This is a genomic window from Aeromonas salmonicida subsp. salmonicida, assembly GCF_001643305.1.
Classification (GTDB): domain Bacteria; phylum Pseudomonadota; class Gammaproteobacteria; order Enterobacterales; family Aeromonadaceae; genus Aeromonas; species Aeromonas salmonicida.
In genome coordinates this window covers 82,196-99,424 of sequence record NZ_LSGW01000083.1, presented here as the reverse complement: position 1 = coordinate 99,424, position 17,229 = coordinate 82,196, and the positions used below count along the sequence as shown (strand labels likewise).

At 60.9% G+C, this 17,229-nt stretch carries 13 protein-coding genes; 3 read left to right on the top strand and 10 right to left on the bottom strand.

The features are described from left to right. The first annotated feature begins 177 nt into the window (after positions 1–177). The 3 genes from AXW79_RS15620 to AXW79_RS15610 all read left to right on the top strand — a co-directional run bounded on the left by AXW79_RS15620 (position 178) and on the right by AXW79_RS15610 (position 3,126). Positions 178–1,800, top strand: coding sequence for an acyl-CoA synthetase (locus AXW79_RS15620; protein ID WP_005311363.1), 1,623 nt, complete (start codon positions 178–180; stop codon positions 1,798–1,800). 231 nt (positions 1,801–2,031) lie between these two features. Further along, complete coding sequence (locus AXW79_RS15615) at positions 2,032–2,715, top strand: helix-turn-helix transcriptional regulator (RefSeq protein ID WP_005311366.1); 684 nt, start codon at positions 2,032–2,034, stop codon at positions 2,713–2,715. A 90-nt stretch (positions 2,716–2,805) separates the two neighbouring features. Further along, the gene (locus tag AXW79_RS15610; RefSeq protein WP_005311368.1) at positions 2,806–3,126 is read left to right on the top strand and encodes a hypothetical protein; all 321 of its coding nucleotides are present in this window, start codon (positions 2,806–2,808) and stop codon (positions 3,124–3,126) included. Between the two features lie 103 nt (positions 3,127–3,229). On the opposite strand, the gene hisIE is transcribed toward AXW79_RS15610, so the two are convergent. The 10 genes from hisIE to hisD form a co-directional block, all read right to left on the bottom strand. Then, the gene (gene hisIE / locus AXW79_RS15605; protein WP_005311370.1) at positions 3,230–3,865 is read right to left on the bottom strand and encodes a bifunctional phosphoribosyl-AMP cyclohydrolase/phosphoribosyl-ATP diphosphatase HisIE; all 636 of its coding nucleotides are present in this window, start codon (positions 3,863–3,865) and stop codon (positions 3,230–3,232) included. Continuing rightward, positions 3,858–4,631: an imidazole glycerol phosphate synthase subunit HisF gene (gene hisF, locus AXW79_RS15600; protein ID WP_005311371.1), complete on the bottom strand. Its 774-nt coding sequence runs from the start codon at positions 4,629–4,631 to the stop codon at positions 3,858–3,860. The genes hisIE and hisF overlap by 8 nt, the downstream gene beginning before the upstream one ends. Positions 4,632–4,811: 180 nt before the next feature. Further along, positions 4,812–8,771: a PAS domain S-box protein gene (locus tag AXW79_RS15595; RefSeq protein ID WP_011898720.1), complete on the bottom strand. Its 3,960-nt coding sequence runs from the start codon at positions 8,769–8,771 to the stop codon at positions 4,812–4,814. Then, entirely contained in the window at positions 8,768–10,927 is a 2,160-nt protein-coding gene (locus AXW79_RS15590) for a PAS domain-containing protein (RefSeq protein ID WP_005311375.1), read from the bottom strand. The genes AXW79_RS15595 and AXW79_RS15590 overlap by 4 nt, the downstream gene beginning before the upstream one ends. Further along, complete coding sequence (locus AXW79_RS15585; protein WP_005311377.1) at positions 10,920–12,029, bottom strand: response regulator; 1,110 nt, start codon at positions 12,027–12,029, stop codon at positions 10,920–10,922. Before AXW79_RS15585 ends, AXW79_RS15590 begins: the two co-directional genes overlap by 8 nt. Before the next feature lie 136 nt (positions 12,030–12,165). After that, the gene (hisA, locus tag AXW79_RS15580; RefSeq protein WP_005311379.1) at positions 12,166–12,912 is read right to left on the bottom strand and encodes a 1-(5-phosphoribosyl)-5-[(5-phosphoribosylamino)methylideneamino]imidazole-4-carboxamide isomerase; all 747 of its coding nucleotides are present in this window, start codon (positions 12,910–12,912) and stop codon (positions 12,166–12,168) included. Positions 12,913–12,917: 5 nt separating this feature from the next. After that, entirely contained in the window at positions 12,918–13,541 is a 624-nt protein-coding gene (gene hisH / locus AXW79_RS15575) for an imidazole glycerol phosphate synthase subunit HisH (protein WP_005311381.1), read from the bottom strand. An 82-nt stretch (positions 13,542–13,623) separates the two neighbouring features. Next, complete coding sequence (gene hisB, locus AXW79_RS15570; RefSeq protein WP_005311383.1) at positions 13,624–14,733, bottom strand: bifunctional histidinol-phosphatase/imidazoleglycerol-phosphate dehydratase HisB; 1,110 nt, start codon at positions 14,731–14,733, stop codon at positions 13,624–13,626. Between the two features lie 11 nt (positions 14,734–14,744). After that, on the bottom strand, positions 14,745–15,812 hold the full coding sequence (gene hisC, locus AXW79_RS15565) for a histidinol-phosphate transaminase (protein WP_005311385.1): 1,068 nt from the start codon (positions 15,810–15,812) through the stop codon (positions 14,745–14,747). Positions 15,813–15,921: 109 nt separating this feature from the next. Continuing rightward, positions 15,922–17,220, bottom strand: coding sequence for a histidinol dehydrogenase (hisD, locus tag AXW79_RS15560; RefSeq protein WP_005311389.1), 1,299 nt, complete (start codon positions 17,218–17,220; stop codon positions 15,922–15,924). Positions 17,221–17,229 lie beyond the last annotated feature (9 nt).

Below are 17,229 nucleotides of genomic sequence, written 5' to 3'. Positions count from 1 at the left end.
TGGATACCGTGTCTCCTTTCCCCGGGAATGGCTATGGCACAGCGAAGGTGTAGCCCTATTAGGATCAGTTATTTAGGCTGTCAGCCCCATAAGAGGTCTGTGCAGTGCATGATGCCGGCGAGATCTCCCGCCCAATTCGATCCAGCCGCTTTGTGCCACCTGCGAGGAAGGAACCCGATGACAGAGCAGAACATCTACGAGGCCGGCCTTGATAAAAGTCCCGCCAATTTCGAGGCGCTGACCCCCATCAGCTTCCTTGCCCGGGCGGCGCGGGTCTATCCCGACTACCCGGCGCTGATCCATGGGGCCTTGCGTCAAAACTGGGCCCAGACCGAGCGGCGCTGCCGACAGCTCGCCTCGGCCCTGCGTCGGCATGGCATAGGCGAGGGGGATACCGTCTCCATCGTCGCCCCCAATACCCCGGCGATGTTCGAAGCCCACTTCGGGGTGCCCATGAGCGGCGCCGTGCTCAACACGCTCAATACCCGGCTCGATGCCGAGTCCATGGCCTTCATCTTCCAGCATGCCCAGAGCAGGGTGGTGCTGGTGGACAGGGAGTTCGGCGCCGTGGTGCGCAAGGCGCTCGCCCTTGTCAAGACGCAGCCGCTGCTCATCGCCATCGACGATCCCCTCTATCGGGAGGGGGAGTTGATAAGCGAGCTCGACTATGAACAGTTTCTTGCCCAGGGAAACGGGGATGAGCCCTGTTGGCTGCCGGATGACGAGTGGCAGGCGATTTCCCTGAACTACACCTCGGGTACCACGGGCAACCCCAAGGGGGTGGTCTATCACCACCGCGGTGCCCACCTCAATGCAATCAACAACGTGCTCTCCTGGGAGCTGCCCAAGCACAGCGTCTATCTCTGGACCCTGCCAATGTTTCACTGCAACGGCTGGTGCTTCCCCTGGACCCTGGCAGCCACCGCCGGGGTGAGTGTCTGCCTGCGCCATGTGCAGGCGAGGGCCATCTTTGATGCCCTGCGCGAGCACAAGGCGAGCCACTTCTGCGCCGCGCCCATTGTCCTCAACATGCTTAACAACGCCGACCCTGCGCTTAAATACGGGCTCAATCACCCCATCAAGGTGATGACGGCGGGGGCAGCGCCGCCCGCGACCGTGATCGCCGGCATGGAGGCCATGGGGATAGCCGTGACCCATGTCTATGGCCTCACCGAAACCTATGGTCCCTGCGTGTTGTGCGAGCCGCAGCGAAGTTGGCAAGGGCAGGATGCCACGGCACTCTCCCGCCTCAAGGCGCGCCAGGGGGTGGCATCCCCGCTGCAGGGAGAGATGCGGGTCATCAACCCGGTCAGCGGGGAGTCTGTGCCTCAGGATGGCAAGACCCTGGGGGAGATAGTGCTGCGCGGCAATGTGGTGATGAAGGGTTATCTCAAGAACCCGGATGCCAGCGCCGAGGCGATGGCGGAGGGCTGGTTTCGCAGCGGCGATCTGGCGGTCTGGCACCCTGATGGCTATGTGGAGGTCAAGGACAGGTCCAAGGACATCATCATCTCGGGCGGGGAGAACATCTCCAGCCTGGAGGTGGAGGACGTGCTCTATCGCCATCCTGACGTGGACGAGGTGGCGGTAATTGCCATGCCGGACGAGAAGTGGGGGGAGGTGCCCTGTGCCTTCGTGAAACTCAAGGAGGGCAGGGAGCTGAGCCAGGTCGAGCTGATTGCCTTCTGCCGCGAGCAGATGCCCCACTTCAAGGCCCCCAAGCGGATCATCTTCACCCCCCTGCCCAAGACCTCCACCGGCAAGGTACAAAAATACATGCTGCGCCAGCAGCTGGGGTAATAGGGATACAGCGCCATTTAAGAAATGCAGCGGGCCCTGATGGGCCCGTTTTGCGTGCCGACCCGGCGATGGCCGGCAATGCTTGCGGCCTTAGCGTGTCATCGTGTTGAGGGCCCATGAGAGGCGCTCGAACTACAAAGGCGTGTCAAGGTGTCTCCTCCCGGATTACCATGCCAGCCTGGTTCGGCAAGCAAGAGGTTGCTCGTGAGAAAATCGGATCGACTGTTTCAATTGACCAATCTGTTGCGGGCTCATCAGCCCCTGACCGCCCGCGAACTGGCTGAGCGTCTCTGCGTATCGGAGCGCACCATCTATCGCTACATGGACGATCTCTCCCTGGCGGGTATCCCCGTCTATGGGGAGGCAGGACTGGGCTATCGGCTAAGCGAGGGCTTTGAGCTGGCTCCCCTGCAGTTGAGCAACGCCGAACTGGAAGCGCTGATCACAGGAGTGAACCTGGTGGCTGTGCTGACCGGCAAGGGGTTGGCGGATCCGGCCCGGGCACTGCTCGCCAAGATAGAGGCCGCCTTGCCAGAAAGGGGGCCTGGCCGCGGGCAAACTCCCGTGGTGCGAGTGCCCGATTACCGGACTGCTCGTCCTGAGTACGTCCGTTGGGACAAGCTGCACGACGCCATCACGGCGGGTCACTGGCTGGAGATCGACTACGATGATGCCTTGGCCCGACAGACCCGGCGCCGCATCTATCCTCTGGGGCTCTTCTACTGGGGTGGATGCTGGACATTGGGTGCCTGGTGCGCACTGCGCCTGGCATACCGGGACTTTAGAGTGGATCGAATCGGCAGCCTAGAACTGTGCTCCAAAGAGGACTCCGTGCCCACAGGTGTGACGCTGGCGAAATACCTGGCCGTGCGCCAGGCGGAAAATCCCCTGCTTGATGGCGCCTCTGGAGGTTAAAAAATAGCGCCGGCTACTGACACAAGGCTGTCAGTGGCTCCCTTCTATGCTGGCTTCTCCAAACACACGGATATCAATGGAGAGTGCGAGATGATAATCAATGGCAGCATGCAAGGGGTTGGGGGGCTGGAGTTTGCCACCTTCAGGCTCAAGGAGGGAGTGACTGAGCAGGATCTGCTCGTTTTGTCACAGCGGGTGGAGGCCGAGTTTCTTGCCAAGCAGTCCGAACTCATCGTTCACTGCCTGCTGCGCGGTGCTGATGGCGTTTATGCCGATCTGGTGATGGCTCCCAGCCAGTCGTTGGCCGAGGCGTATTGCCAGCAGTGGCTGCACGATGAGGTCGCAGGGGAGTATCTGACCCTGCTGGAGATGGACTCGGTGAATATGAGTTTCTGGACTCGCATAGGTTAAATAAGAAAACTACCCATGCAGGCTTCTGGTACAGGAGCCCATGACTGAATGTCATAAGGAGAAACGGGCCCATCAGGGCCCGTTTTTCAAATCGGTTTTACGATCACTTGTTATGGCGCTCATACAGCCGCTGCACCACATCCTTCAACTCCAGCCCCTCGTTTTGCAGCAGGACTGTGAGGTGGTAGAGCAGGTCGGCGGATTCGTTGATGAGCTCTTCCCGATCCTTGGCCATGGCGGCCAGTGCCACTTCAACACCTTCTTCACCCACCTTCTGGGCGATGCGCTTGGTGCCTTTGCCGTACAGGCTGGCGGTGTAGCTGGTGGCCGGATCTGCGCCCTTGCGCGATGCCAGGATCTGCTCAAGCTCTGCCAGGAAGCCGAGCGGCGGCACAGGGTGGCCGTCGAAGCAGGAGGGCGTGCCCAGATGACAGGTGGGGCCGACGGGATTGGCGGCGATCAGCAGAGAGTCCTGATCGCAGTCGGTGCTGATGGCGACCAGCTTGAGCACATGGCCCGAGCTTTCGCCCTTGGTCCAGAGGCGCTGCTTGCTGCGGCTGAAGAAGGTGACCTGACCTGTGGTTTGGGTTTTTTCCAGCGCTTCGCGGGTCATGTAACCCTGCATCAACACCTCGCCGCTGGCGGCATGCTGGACGATGGCGGGGATCATGCCGTCACACTTTGCCCAGTCCAGGCGATCAATTAGCGGTGCCTGGTTTACAACATCTTGATTACTCACGGATGGCGACTCCTTCATTTTTCAGCCAGCGTTTCAATTCGGGAATGGGGATAAGGCCCTTGTGGAACACGGAGGCGGCCAGGGCCCCGTCCACGTCGGCGAGGGTGAAGGCATCGCGAAAGTGTTCCATGGCACCCGCGCCGCCGGAGGCGATGAGGGGCACCTTGCAGACGGCACGGACCAGCTTGAGCTGCTCGAGGTCGTAGCCCTGACGCATGCCATCCTGGTTCATCACGTTCAGCACGATTTCACCGGCGCCGCGTTTTTGCGCCTCCTGCACCCAATCGAGAGTGTGCCAGGCCGTGGTGCGGGTGCGGCTCTCGTCACCAGTGAACTGCTTGACCTGATAGTGGCCAGTGTCGGCATCGAAGTAGGAGTCGATCCCCACCACCACGCACTGCACGCCAAAGCGCTCCGCCAGACGGGTGATGAGGCCGGGATCCGCCAGTGCCGGTGAGTTGATGGAAACCTTGTCGGCGCCAAATTCCAGGATCTGGCGGGCATCTTCAACGCTTTTGATGCCACCGGCGACGCAGAAGGGGATGTCGATGACTTCCGCCACCCGGCTCACCCAGCTCTTGTCAACGACCCGGGCATCGCTTGAGGCGGTGATGTCATAGAACACCAGCTCGTCGGCCCCTTCTTCTGCGTAGCGGCGGGCGAGCTCAACGATACCGCCCATCACTTCATGATTTCGAAATTGCACTCCCTTGACCACGACACCATCTTTGACGTCCAGACAGGGGATAATACGCTTTGACAACATGCTCGTTGCTCCATGTAACGCACGGTTAAAAACATCGTTATTGCCGGATGACGCGGGCGTCAGACGGCCAATGAGTGAAGATCGTCGGCATGCTTCAACAGGCGGTGCCCAGCCGGGCGAAAACGTGGCCGCAAGGGAACGTGTTCGACAGGGGAACCAACACTATATGCATGACTTTATTCAGTGATTCAACCCTTTATCTTGATTCGTTGCCCCCTGATGCCGGCTTGATGCATCGGGGGTTAACGGTGAGTGCCCCTCTTCTGCTTGCAGGCTGCGGATGGTGATGAGGGCGCCGTCAAAATCGAACATTTTCAGCTGCCGCGCCAGCGTGTCCCCTTTGGGCCCAAGACTGATGAGCAGGGGGCCGGCATATTGTTCGAACAGGGGGATGGCGGCGGTGTCGCTTTGCAGCAGCAGGCCCTCAATCTGGCGCAGCAACTGCTGCTGCCAATGGCTGGTGAGGGGGGCTGGCATGGTTGCGGGGGCCGGATCTTCCTCCCCCAGTTGTTCGAGCAGGGTGGCAAGCACTTCGGTAATGGCGGACATCTGGTCGGTCAGTTCACTGCCATCCCCAGAGAGCGTTTGCTCCAGTTGCAGGCTCTGCTCTGCCAGAGTCACCAATCCCAGTGTGCTGGCGACACCGCGCAGTGTGTGGGCCAGTCGGGTGGCACTGGTCTGATCGCCTGCTTGCAGATGGCTGGTCAGCAGTGCCATGTCCTGGCTGTGTTCGCTGGCGAAATGGCGCAACAGGGCGACGTATTTGGTCTGGTTGCCCTGCAGCGTGGCCAACCCCTGTTGCAGATCCAGTCCCGGTAAGCTTTGCAACCGGACGAGGGGGGCGATCAGGGTATCGCTGGCCCGGCGCTGGTATTTGGGCTGTACGGGTGTGCTGGTGGGCAACCACTGTTGCAGCGCTTCGAACAGCTTGGCCGGGGTGACGGGTTTGGCAATGAAGTCGTTCATGCCCGCAGCCTTGCACGCCTTTCTGTCCTCTTCAAAGGCGCTGGCCGTCAGCGCCAGGATAGGCGTCTGCTCCCAACCCGGCAGGGTGCGGATGGCGCGAGTGGCAGTGTAGCCATCCATCAGCGGCATCTGTATGTCCATCAGGATGAGATCGAAGGGATGCTGACTGACCCTCTCCAGCGCTTCCTGGCCATTGACGGCAGTTTCGATGATGAGGCCGCTGTTGTTGAGCAGCTCCAGTACCACCTCGCGGTTGATGGCATTGTCCTCCACCAGCAGCACCCTGGCATGGTTGGAGAAAAAGAGCGCCTGCTGCACTGCCTGTTCGAGCTGGCCTGCTTGCTGTGGTTCGCCCTGGCCCAGTGAAAGCAGGGCGGTGAACCAGAAGCAGCTGCCTTTGCCCTGGGTGCTCTCCACGCCGACTTCTCCCCCCATCAGGGTGGCAAGCCGACTGGTGATTGCGAGGCCCAGCCCGGTGCCACCGTATTTTCGGGTGGTAGAGGCGTCGGCCTGCTCAAAGGCCTGGAACAGTTTCTCGCGCTGCTCCGGGCTGATGCCGATGCCAGTGTCTTCCACCTCGAAGCGCAGCAGATACCCATTGGAGAGCGGTCGTTCGACCCGTACCCGCAAGGTGACTGAGCCCTGCTCGGTGAACTTGATGGCGTTGGCCGCATAGTTGAGCAGTGCCTGACGCAGTCGGGTGATATCGCCGTGGACCCAGGCGGGGGAATCCCCGATATCGACAATGATGGTGAGCCCCTTGGCGCGGGCCTGTTCGCTCATCAGGGCACTGACGTTGTCCAGCATGGCGGTGAGGGAGAAGTCGCCCTGCTCCAGTACCATCTTGCCCGCATCGATTTTGGAAAGGTCCAGAATGTCGGTGATGATGGTGAGCAGATGCTGGGCGGCATTGTCGATCTTTTCCAACCGATCGTGCTGGGTGTGATCCGGTGTATCGCGCTTGAGCAGATAGGTCAGCCCCAGAATGGCATTCATGGGAGTGCGGATCTCGTGGCTCATGTTGGCGAGGAAGGCACTCTTGGCCCGGTTGGCGCTCTCCGCCCTTTGGTGGGCCTGGGCCAGTTGCAGGGTACGCTCGTTGACCATCTCCTCCAGGTGGTAGCGGTATTGATCCAGCTCCTCGCCGAGCTGCTTCTTCTCCGTGATATCGGCTTGTACCGTCACATAGTGGGTGACCTCGCCGTTCTCCTGACGGATGGGGGAGACGGTGGCCAGCACCTGGTAGTGTGAGCCATCCTTGCGTCGGTTGATGAACTCCCCATGCCAGCGCTGTCCCTGATGAATCGCATCCCACAGCGTGATGTAGGTGGCCTTGGGGGTGAGGCCTGAACGCAACAGGGTGGGGGTCTGGCCAATCACCTCGTGTTGCTGATACCCGCTGGCGGCGAGGAAGGCGACGTTGACGTATTCGATACGCCCCTGGATATCGGTGATGAAGACGCCGTCCGGGCTCTGTTTCAGTGCCAGTGACAGCTGGCGCAACTGCTGCTCTGCCTGCTTGCGCTCCGTGATGTCCAGATTGATGCCGAGCAGGCGCACCGGGCGTTGCTGTGCATCCCGATAGACGCTGCCCTTGCTCACCAGCCAGCGTACCTCGCCAGTGGGCCGCAAGATGCGAAACTCGATATCGAGCGGTGTGCCTGTGTGTGGCAGCTCGGACAGCAGCTGGTCGATGCGGGCCCTGTCGTCCGGGTGCAGGCAGCCTTGCCAGATGTGAAATTCGCAGAGTTGCTCCACGCTGCGGCCATAGAGGCGGGCACATTCGGGGGAGAAGAAGAGGCGGCCACTGAGTATGTCCCACTCCCAGATGCCGACGTGGGCTCCTTCCTGGGCCATCAACAGGCGCTGCTCACTGTCGCGCAAGGCCGTGCTGGTGGTTTCGGCGCGAATACGGGCGCTGATGGCATCGTCCATCAGATTCAGTGCCGCCAGCCGGGCGCGGCGCTGGGTATCGAGCGCCACCTGTTGATTGTGCAGCAGTTGCTGTTCGGCCAGCTTGCGCTCGGTGATGTCCTGTACAGTGCCATAGAGCTCGACGATGGCCCCACTGCTGTCGCGCAAGGCGGCGCCACGGGCGATGACCCAGACAGGGTCACCCTGTTCGTGGATCACCTCCGCATCGCACTCGTAGGGCTGGCCGTTTTGCAGGCAGCGCTCGACGGACTGGGCGATGGCGCGCCACCCCTCCTGGGTAAAGTACTTTTTCACTTCGGGGTAGACGGCAGGGGGCAAGCCCGGGTCACGGCCATAGATGCGGTAGATCTCCGGCGACCAGAAATGGCTGTTGTTGGCAATGTGCCAGCGCCAGTTGCCGATCTTGGCCAGATGCTGGGATTCATGCAGTATCACCTCGTTGCGCCGCAGGGCTGCTTCTGTCTCCTTGCGTTGCTGATTGTCCTCGATGATCGAGATGAAATAGTCGGGTTTGCCCCGGTCATCCCTGACCAGCGCCACAGTGAGGGTGATCCAGAGCACCTCACCATTCTTGCGCAGATAGCGTTTCTCCAGGGTGTAGTGAGGCCGCTCCCCTGCCAGCATCTGGGCGACGAAGGTTTGATCGATAAAGAGATCGTCCGGGTGCGTGATCTGCTGAAAGCTCATGCCCATCAACTCGTCAGCCTGATAACCGACCATGTCGCACAGCCGCTGGTTGACCCTTAACCAGTTGCCGTCGGGGGCGACCAGGGCGATGCCGACAGCGGCCTGCTCAAAGGTGGCCTGGAAGCGGGTTTCGCTCCGTTGCAGGCGGGATTGAGTGCTCATCAATTCCTGCCAGCGTTGAACCTCCCGTGCGCGGGATCGGTGCATGGCGGCGCTGAGCAGGGTGATGAGGATACCGTTGGTAATCAGGATCCCCCATTGCACCAGATCCTGGCCGGCGGCAATGGTCAGCGAGTGGAGCGGGGGCAGTATGAAATAGGTGGTGACCAGTGCACTCACCAGGGTGCTGAGCATGCCGGGCAGCAAGCCACCGAGCAGGGCGCAGACGATGATGGGCAGCATGAAGAGCACCAGCAGCGGCCGTTCGCCAAAGGCGATGGGGAGCTGTACCCGGATCTGCAACATGAGGATGGGCAACAGAATGGCCAGCAGGCAAGCCCCCCACTGTTGCCAGGGCTGGCGGACATGCAGCAGCTGAGACCAGCTCATCATAGGAGTTCCTCCGGCGGTGTGGGCGCCTGAGGATAAGGCGGCTGTTGTCCCAGCTGTATCGACAGCGTATTGATCTGATGCTTGAGGGCCAGCATGGCCAGCTCCCTGTCCACCATCACCTTGTTGAACCGTTCCAGCTCGTTGTTCTGCTGACGTAGCTCAGCGGCCTGACGGGTCAGGGCCTGCTCGACCTGTTCCCGCTCGGTGACGTCCAGCAACAGACCCAGTACCGCAGGCTTGCCGCGATAATCGACGCGTCGTCCGTACAGCTCTACCTCTATGTTCTGATGGTCATGGTGCAAGGCGGTGAAGCGGGTGTGTATCTCAGTGTCCTCCTGTTCGCTGCGCTGCAACTGTTCCGCGACCCTGGCGCTGTCTTTCGGGCTGGCCAGCGCATGCAAGGTGCCCATCTTCAGCAAGGTGGCGGTTGAGCTGTGACCGAACAAACGGGCGAAACCCGGGTTGATGTAACAGAGCTGGCCCTGCTGGATGATGTAGATGCCGGCGAGGGATTGCTCGACCAGAGCGCGAAACAGCCCTTCCCGTTCCCGCAATCCGGCTTCGGCCCGCTTGAAGTCCGTGATATCGCGGGAGATCCCGAAGATGCCGATCACCTGGCCGTCGTTGTCCTGCAAGGGGCCCTTGGTGGCGAGAAACACCCGTTCACCGCAGGGCAGGGTCAGATGTTCTTCCTGGGTCTGTACCTTGTTATTGACAATGACTTGCTGGCCCAGCTCCATCAGCATGCGAGCCTGATCCGGGGGGAAAATGGCCTGATCATCCTGGCCCAGTATCTCTGCGGCTGACTTGCCGGCGAACTGGCTGGCGGCGCGGTTGAAGAGGATGTATTTGCCATCCATATCCTTGGCGAAGATGGCATCTTCCGAGCTGTCGGCAATGGCGGAGAGCAGTTGCAGCGCCTGCAGGCGGCCTGCTTGGGATAGCCGGATCTGCTCGGCCATATAGAGCTGGGTATGCTGGCGCAGCAATATGATGCCCGTATTGGCAATGAACAGCACCAGCAGGCCGATGAGCCCGATCCAGACGCTCTCCCTGAAGGCGGCCTGGTTGAGCTCCGCCTTGTCTATCTTGGCGATCAGATACCAGTCGGTGCCCATGACGGAGTGGATGGTGCCAAAGACCTCGATACCACGGTAATCCTTGCCAAAAAGCACCTGTTTGTGACTTTCACGGGCGCCGCCATTGAGAAACTGGGCTGCCAGCAAGGTGCTGTTGCTGATGGGGATCTGCAGGGTGAGGGCCGAGGCGGGGCGGTAGCGCACGTCATTGAGAAACTGCACCTGATCGCCATGTTTGCGAAACAGCAGGGCTTCACCACTGCTGTCCGGGATCGGCCACTGCTTGAGAATGTGGTTGAGCCAGTCGCTGGAGCTGATTTGCAGCACGACAAGAGGGGACTTGCTGCCAGGCATGGATAGCGGGGCGATGAAGTCGAGCCTGGGCTGGCCCTGCTCATCGAGATAGGGGCCCACCCGCATGACACTGCCCGTTTCCACTTGAGCCAATGCTTCGCGCAGCGGTGTGCCAAGACTGCTGGCCCCGGGAGTCTGCCCCAGGGCAGTACCAGCAGGACTGAAGACGGTCGCTGCGCTGAATCCCCTGATGGAGATGAACTCGGCCAGCCGGGTCATTAGGGGGGCATGTGCCTGCGCCAGCTGTGTGACTTGCCCCTGGCGATAGAGGTCGGCATAGAGCGGGCTTTCGATCAGCTGGCGGGCGTCGCGCTCACGGGCATTGAGCCATTCGGTGATCTGCTTGCTTTTGAGGTCGGCGATAGCCTCGATCCGGGCTATCTCCTTGTCCTGTGTATGACTCAGGCTCTGGGCGATGGCCATGCCGGTGAGTCCCAGGATCAGGCCGTTGATCAGAATAAGGGGCAAGAGCTGGCGGCGAGAGAATTGGCGGGTGACCACCGGCATGTCGATGCGGCGACGCAGCATGGTATAGAGCATGAGCGCCGTAATGAGGATAAACAGCCAGCCCTTGATGGTGCTGGCCAGCGCGAACTGGCTGGGTGTGCTGAACAGCCACTCTACCGCCTTGTCGGATAGCAGGATCCACAGGCTTGCCACTGCGGCATAAGTGAGGACGATATTGAGAACATGAGCTCGGGTGAGTGGTGGCTGATCAGCCATGTGGTGCCTCGTTTTCATCCGTGTAGCGCTCGGCGATGGCAACGAACTGGTCGAAATGGTTGTCAAACGCCGTCACCACGTCCGGATCGAAATGCTGGCCTGTGCCACTGAGGATCAGGGCTCTCGCCTCGTCATAGGGCATGGCGGCCTTGTAAACCCGTACATTGATGAGGGCATCAAACACATCGGCCAGCGCCATCAAGCGGGCCGAAAGGGGAATTTCATCGCCACGCAGGCCGTCAGGATAGCCACTGCCATCCCACTTTTCGTGGTGCCAGTGGGCGATCTCCTTGGCCAGAGTGAGAAACGCCAGCGGTTGTTCAATATCCCGTTCGGCCTCTTCGATGGCATCGCTACCGAGTTTGGCGTGGGTACGCATGACCTCCCACTCCTCTACTGTCAGCTTGGCGGGCTTGAGCAGCACATGGTCGGGAATACCCACCTTGCCGATGTCGTGCAAGGGGGCGGAGCGGCTCAGCAGATCGATGTAGCGGGGGGTCAGGGTATCGATAAAACGGGGGTGGCTGGCGAGGGCATTCGCCAGCAGTCGAACATAGCCCTGGGTGCGCAAGATGTGATTGCCGGTTTCAGGATCCCGAATCTCCGCCAGGTGAGCGAGTGCGCGGATGGAGACCTGCTGGATCAGATCGTTCTCTGTCATTCGCCGCGCCACTTCGGCCTCCAGTGCCGTATTCTGGCTCTGCAGGCCGTCGCGGGCCTGCTTGGCCTCCAGCTGGGTGCGTACCCGTGCCTGAACAATGGCCGGCTTGATGGGCTTGGTAATGTAGTCGGCCGCTCCCAGCGACAGCCCGTACTCTTCACTCTGGCTGTCGGCGAGGGCGGTGAGCAGCACCACAGGGATGCGGCTGGTTTCAGGGTTTGTACGCAGCTGTTTGAGCACTTCATAACCATCCATGCCCGGCATCATCACATCCAGCAAAATGAGATCCGGCAGTGTCTTGCCAGTGGCAATCCGCAGGCATTTCTCTCCGCTCTGGGCGGCCAGCACCCGGTAGGTAGGCGAGAGCAGGTCGGTCAGCACCATCAAATTCTCGGGCGAGTCATCGACGATCAGTATGGTGGCGGCGTGAGATGTGAACATAAGTCCTCCATGACTTGTTTCAATCAGTCGAGTATAGAGTCAATTGTTACCGAGTAATAAGGACTTACCTCGACCTACCCCTTGATGGAGAGACGTTTGTCCAACCTCTGTGCTGTCATGCCTGCTGGCCAGGCCGTCAGTCTTGCGTGCCATTGGCCCAGCAGGCGATGGCATCGCCCACCGAGAACTTGCCCTCCAGCAGGGCGCGACCGAGGATGATCCCCTTGACCCCTGTGCCCTTGAGCGCTTCTATATCCGCGATGCCACCGATACCGCCGGAGGCCTGGAAGCCCACGCTCGGGTAGCGGGCACAAAGATCCCGATAGAGCTCGACGTTGGTGCCGGAAAGGGTGCCGTCGCGGCTGATGTCGGTGCAGAGCACATGCTTGAGACCGGCAGGGAGGAAACGCTCGATCAACGCCTCTATGGTCACGCCGCTGTTCTCCTGCCAGCCTGCCACCGCGATATGGCGATTGCCCTGGGCATCGATATTGACGTCCAGCGCCAGCACTATCTGCTCGGGGCCATATTTTTCCATCCAGCTTGCCACCAGATCCGGTGATTTGACGGCAGTGGAGCCTATCACCACCCGGCTGGCACCGGCGGCCAATAGGTCTGCCACATCCTGCTCGGTGCGTACGCCGCCACCGACCTGCACAGGCGCTTCAGTAGCCGACAGCAACTGGGTCAGCAGGGGCAACTGGCGGGCTTGTGTCTCTTTGGCGCCGTCCAGATCCACCAGATGCAGCTGCACCGCGCCCTGGGAGACATATTCATCAAAGCGGGCCTGGGGGCTGCTGCTGTATTCGGTCTTTTGGTCATAGTCCCCCTGATAGAGACGTACGACCTGACCATTTATCAAATCGATGGCGGGAATAATCATCCTTGTTACAGCTCCAGAAAGTTTTTCAGTAAACGGGCACCGGCTGCGCCTGAGCGCTCCGGGTGGAATTGGGCACCAAAGAAGTTGTCCCGGCTCACGATGGCGGTAAAGGGCTGGCCATAATCGCAGGTGGCGAGTGTCGCCTCCGTCACCTCCAAAGCGTAGGAGTGGACGAAGTAGAAGTAGCTGCCGCATGGAATGCCGCTCAGCAGCGGGTGCGTTTCATCGTGCTCAATCTGGTTCCAGCCCATGTGGGGCAGGCGCAAATTGCCCACCTCCATCAGCCGGATCCTGCCAGGCACTATGCCAAGGCAGTCGATGAGCTGGCCTTCACTGCCATCAGCGACCATGTTCTCTTCGGAGGCTTCCGCCAGCATCTGCATGCCGAGGCAAAAGCCCAGCAGCGGCTGTGTGGCGGCGCGAATAAGGGGCACCAGACCCCGTTCGTTGAGGTTCTTCATGGCGGCCACCGCCGTGCCGACGCCGGGCAGGATCAGCTTGTCAGCCTGCTCGATATCGGCCGCCTTGCTGGAAACCTGCGGCTGCACGCCGAGGCGCTCGAACGCCATTCTGACCGAGGCCAGATTCGCGCAGCCGGTGTCGATGATGACCAGTTTCTGATTGTTCATCGTGCCTTACCTATGTCGATTGGCGAGATTTGCACCATCACTGCTGTGCCGATAATGACCCGCTTCTGCTTGCTCATATCCATCACAATACCCCTTTGCTGGAGGGGAGCTCGCTCCCTTCCACCCGGATGGCCTGACGCAGGGCGCGGCCAAAGCCCTTGAACAGTGCTTCCACCTGGTGGTGGGTGTTGCCGCTGCCCACCTTCATCTGCAGGGTGATGGCCATGGCATCCGACAAGGAGCGGAAGAAGTGGGGCACCATTTCGGTGGCCATTTCGCCCACGCTGTCGCGGCCAAAGCCACTCGGGCAGTCAAACACGAAGTAGGGGCGACCGCTGAGATCCAGTGCCGTACTCACCTCCTGCTCGGTGAGGGGACGTGCGTCGATCACCGCCTGCACCTCGTCCATCGCCAGCACGAAGCCGAAACGGCCTATGCCGCGCTTGTTGCCAAGGGCCTGGCGCATGGCCTGACCCAGCGCCAGTCCCACATCTTCCACCGTGTGGTGATCGTCGATGTGCAGATCACCGCTGACGTTCAGCTTGAGCCTGAAACCTGCGTGGGTCGCTATCTGATCCAGCATGTGATCAAAAAAGCCGATGCCGGTAGCGATCTGGTTGCCGCCACTTTTATCCAAATCAACGGCTACCTGGATGCGGGTCTCCTTGGTGTAGCGTTCAACTTCGGCCACGCGCCCCTTGGATAGCAGCTGATCACGAATGGTGAGCCAGTTGTGATCCTGCGGGTGGTAGCGAATGCCGCTAATGCCCATGTTCTCGGCAAGTTGCAGATCGGTCTGGCGATCGCCAATCACGAAGGAGTTGGCAAAGTCGATGCGACCCGAGGCGAGATACTCCTTCACCAGCCCGAGGTGGGGTTTGCGGCAGCTGCAACCGTCGGTGGGAAAATGGGGGCAGATCAGCACCTGCTCCCAGTTCACCCCTTGGGATTCAAAGAGATGCATCATCAGGTCGTGAGGGGGCTGGAAGTTCTCCAGCGGCAGGCTGGCGGTGCCCAGTCCATCCTGGTTGGTCACCATCACCAGCACGTAACCGGCAGCCTGCAGCTCGCGCAGTACTGGTATCACCATGGGCTCGAAGCGCAGCTTGGCGAGGCTGTCCACCTGCTTGTCGGTCACCGGCTCCTCGATCAGGGTGCCGTCGCGGTCGATAAACAAAAACGGGGTCTTCATAAATTACATCCTTATAAACTGACGGGCTGATCACGCAGGACTGCAAGCACGGCATCCATTTTGTTCTGATAGCCGATGGTAATGCGAATGCTGTTTTCAAGGCCCGGTTTGGTGGAGAAATCCCGCAATATGATGCCGGCAGCTTTCATGGCGGCAAACACGGCCGCGCTGTCAACGAAGCGCACCAGAATGAAATTGCCCTTGTCCTCGAATACTTCTCTCACACAAGGCAGCGCCGTCAGCGCTGTCTTGATAAGCGCCTTCTGCTTGTTGAGCTCGGCGACCCGCTCCTGCATCAGCTCCAGCCCCATGGGGGAGAGCGCTTGCGCCGCTATCTGGGCGATGGGATCCGGGATGGGATAGGGGGCAATCACCTTGGCCAGCATGGCGATGACCTCAGTGCTTGCCAGCGTAAAGCCGCAGCGGATCCCGGCCAGGGCAAAGGCCTTGGAGAGGGTGCGGGTCACCACCAGATTGGGGAAGCGGGCCAGCAAGTCCACCACGGACGCCTTGGGGCAAAATTCGATGTAGGCCTCGTCCACCACGATAATGGCGCGATTGCGTGCTTTCTCCAGCAGGGCGATGAGGCCGTCTCGGCCCACCAGATCCCCTGTGGGGTTGTTGGGGGAGCAGAGGAACACCAGCTTCACATCAGACAGACGGTCAGCGATGGCGGGCCAGTCCGGCTGACGGCAGGCGGTAAGCGGCTGCTCGACTATGCCAACGCCACAGGTCTCGGCACTGATGGCGTACATGCCGTAGGTAGGCGGGCAGATGAGGATCTGATCTTCACCTGCTTCACAGAAGGTGCGGATCAGAAGCTCGATGGCCTCGTCGGCGCCACGGCTGACCAGCACCTGGTCGGGGTTGACCCCCGCATAGGCGGCGTAGCCGTTGACTACCTCGGCCGGTTGGCATTCTGGATAGCGGTTGAGACGATTTCCCTCAATGGTGAAGGGATAGGCCTGCGGCGCCTCGTTGGCGTTGAGCCAGACATGCCCCTTGCCGCCGATGCGGCGAGCGGATTGATAGGGGGTGAGAGCCCGCACCACGCGGCGAGCCAGATTGGCGATGCTCATGACAAATCCTTCTGCTGTGCGTTTTGCTGTGACTCAATGGCTAAGGCGTTCAACCTGAGGGTGACGGCGTTATTGATGGGGGCATCGAGCCCCCTTGGTGCGGTGTTATTCATGTCCGCTCCTTTTGCAGTGCATTCAATCTCAGCGTCACGGCATTTTTGTGTCCATCGAGCCCCTCGGCCTGTGCGATGCGCTGGACTATGGGGCCGAGCCCCTGGATGCCCTCGACGCTGAGTTCCTGCACAGTGTAACGGCGCTGGTAATCGGCCAGCCCCAGGCTCGAGCAGGTACGGGCATAGCCGTAGGTGGGCAGGGTGTGGTTGGTGCCGCTGGCATAATCCCCCACCGACTCGGGCGTCCATTGGCCCAGAAAGATGGAACCGGCGTTCTCGAGCTGGTCCAGCAGCTCGCGGGGCGCTTGGGTCTGCACGATCAGGTGCTCCGGGGCGTAGGCATTGGAGATGGCGCAGGCCTCATCCAGCGTGTCGCAAAGGATCACCAGGCTTGAACCCAGCGCCTTGGCGGCGATCTCGCGGCGGCTGAGCTGGGCCAACTGGCGCTTGATCTCGCCCGCAATGGCATCGGCCAGCAGCGGCGATGTGGTGACCAGCACTACCTGGCTGTCGGGGCCGTGCTCGGCCTGAGAAAGTAAATCTGCCGCCACGAAGGCGGGATTGGCGCTCTCGTCGGCAATCACCAGCACCTCGGAGGGGCCGGCAGGCATATCGATGGCGGCGCCGCGCCAGTCGCGGGAAACCTGCCCCTTGGCCTCGGTCACGTAGGCGTTGCCCGGGCCGAAGATCTTGTCCACCTTGGGGATCGTCTGCGTGCCATAAGCCATGGCGGCGATGGCCTGAGCGCCGCCGATGGCGAATACCTTCTCGACGCCGCAGGCACGAGCGGCAAACAGGATCTCGTCGCTGGCGGGGGACGGGGTGCAGAGCACCACTTCACGGCAACCGGCTAGGCCTGCCGGAATGGCCAGCATCATGACGGTGGAGGGGAGCGGCGCGCTACCCCCCGGCACATAGAGGCCGACCCGACTGATGGGCTGGCTGCGCAGCTCGCACACCACCCCGGGTTGGGTCTCTACCCGCACCACGGGTTGTGCTTGCGCCGCATGGAAGGTGTGAATATTGGCAATGGCAGCCTTGATGGCGTCTTTGATGTCGTCATCCAGACGCCCGCAGGCGGCCTCGATTTCGGTCTCGCTGACCCGCAGCTGTTCACGGGGGGCGCGCTCGAAGCGCAGGCTCAGCTCGCGCAGGGCCTCGTCGCCACGGCTGCGGACGGCTGCGATGATCTCCTTTACCACTGCGCCGATATCGGCCTCGTCATTGAGGGCAGGGCGGGTCAGCACGTCGGCCTGCTGGGCAGGGGAGAGGGTTTTCCAGATCAGGGTCTGCATGATGTCCCT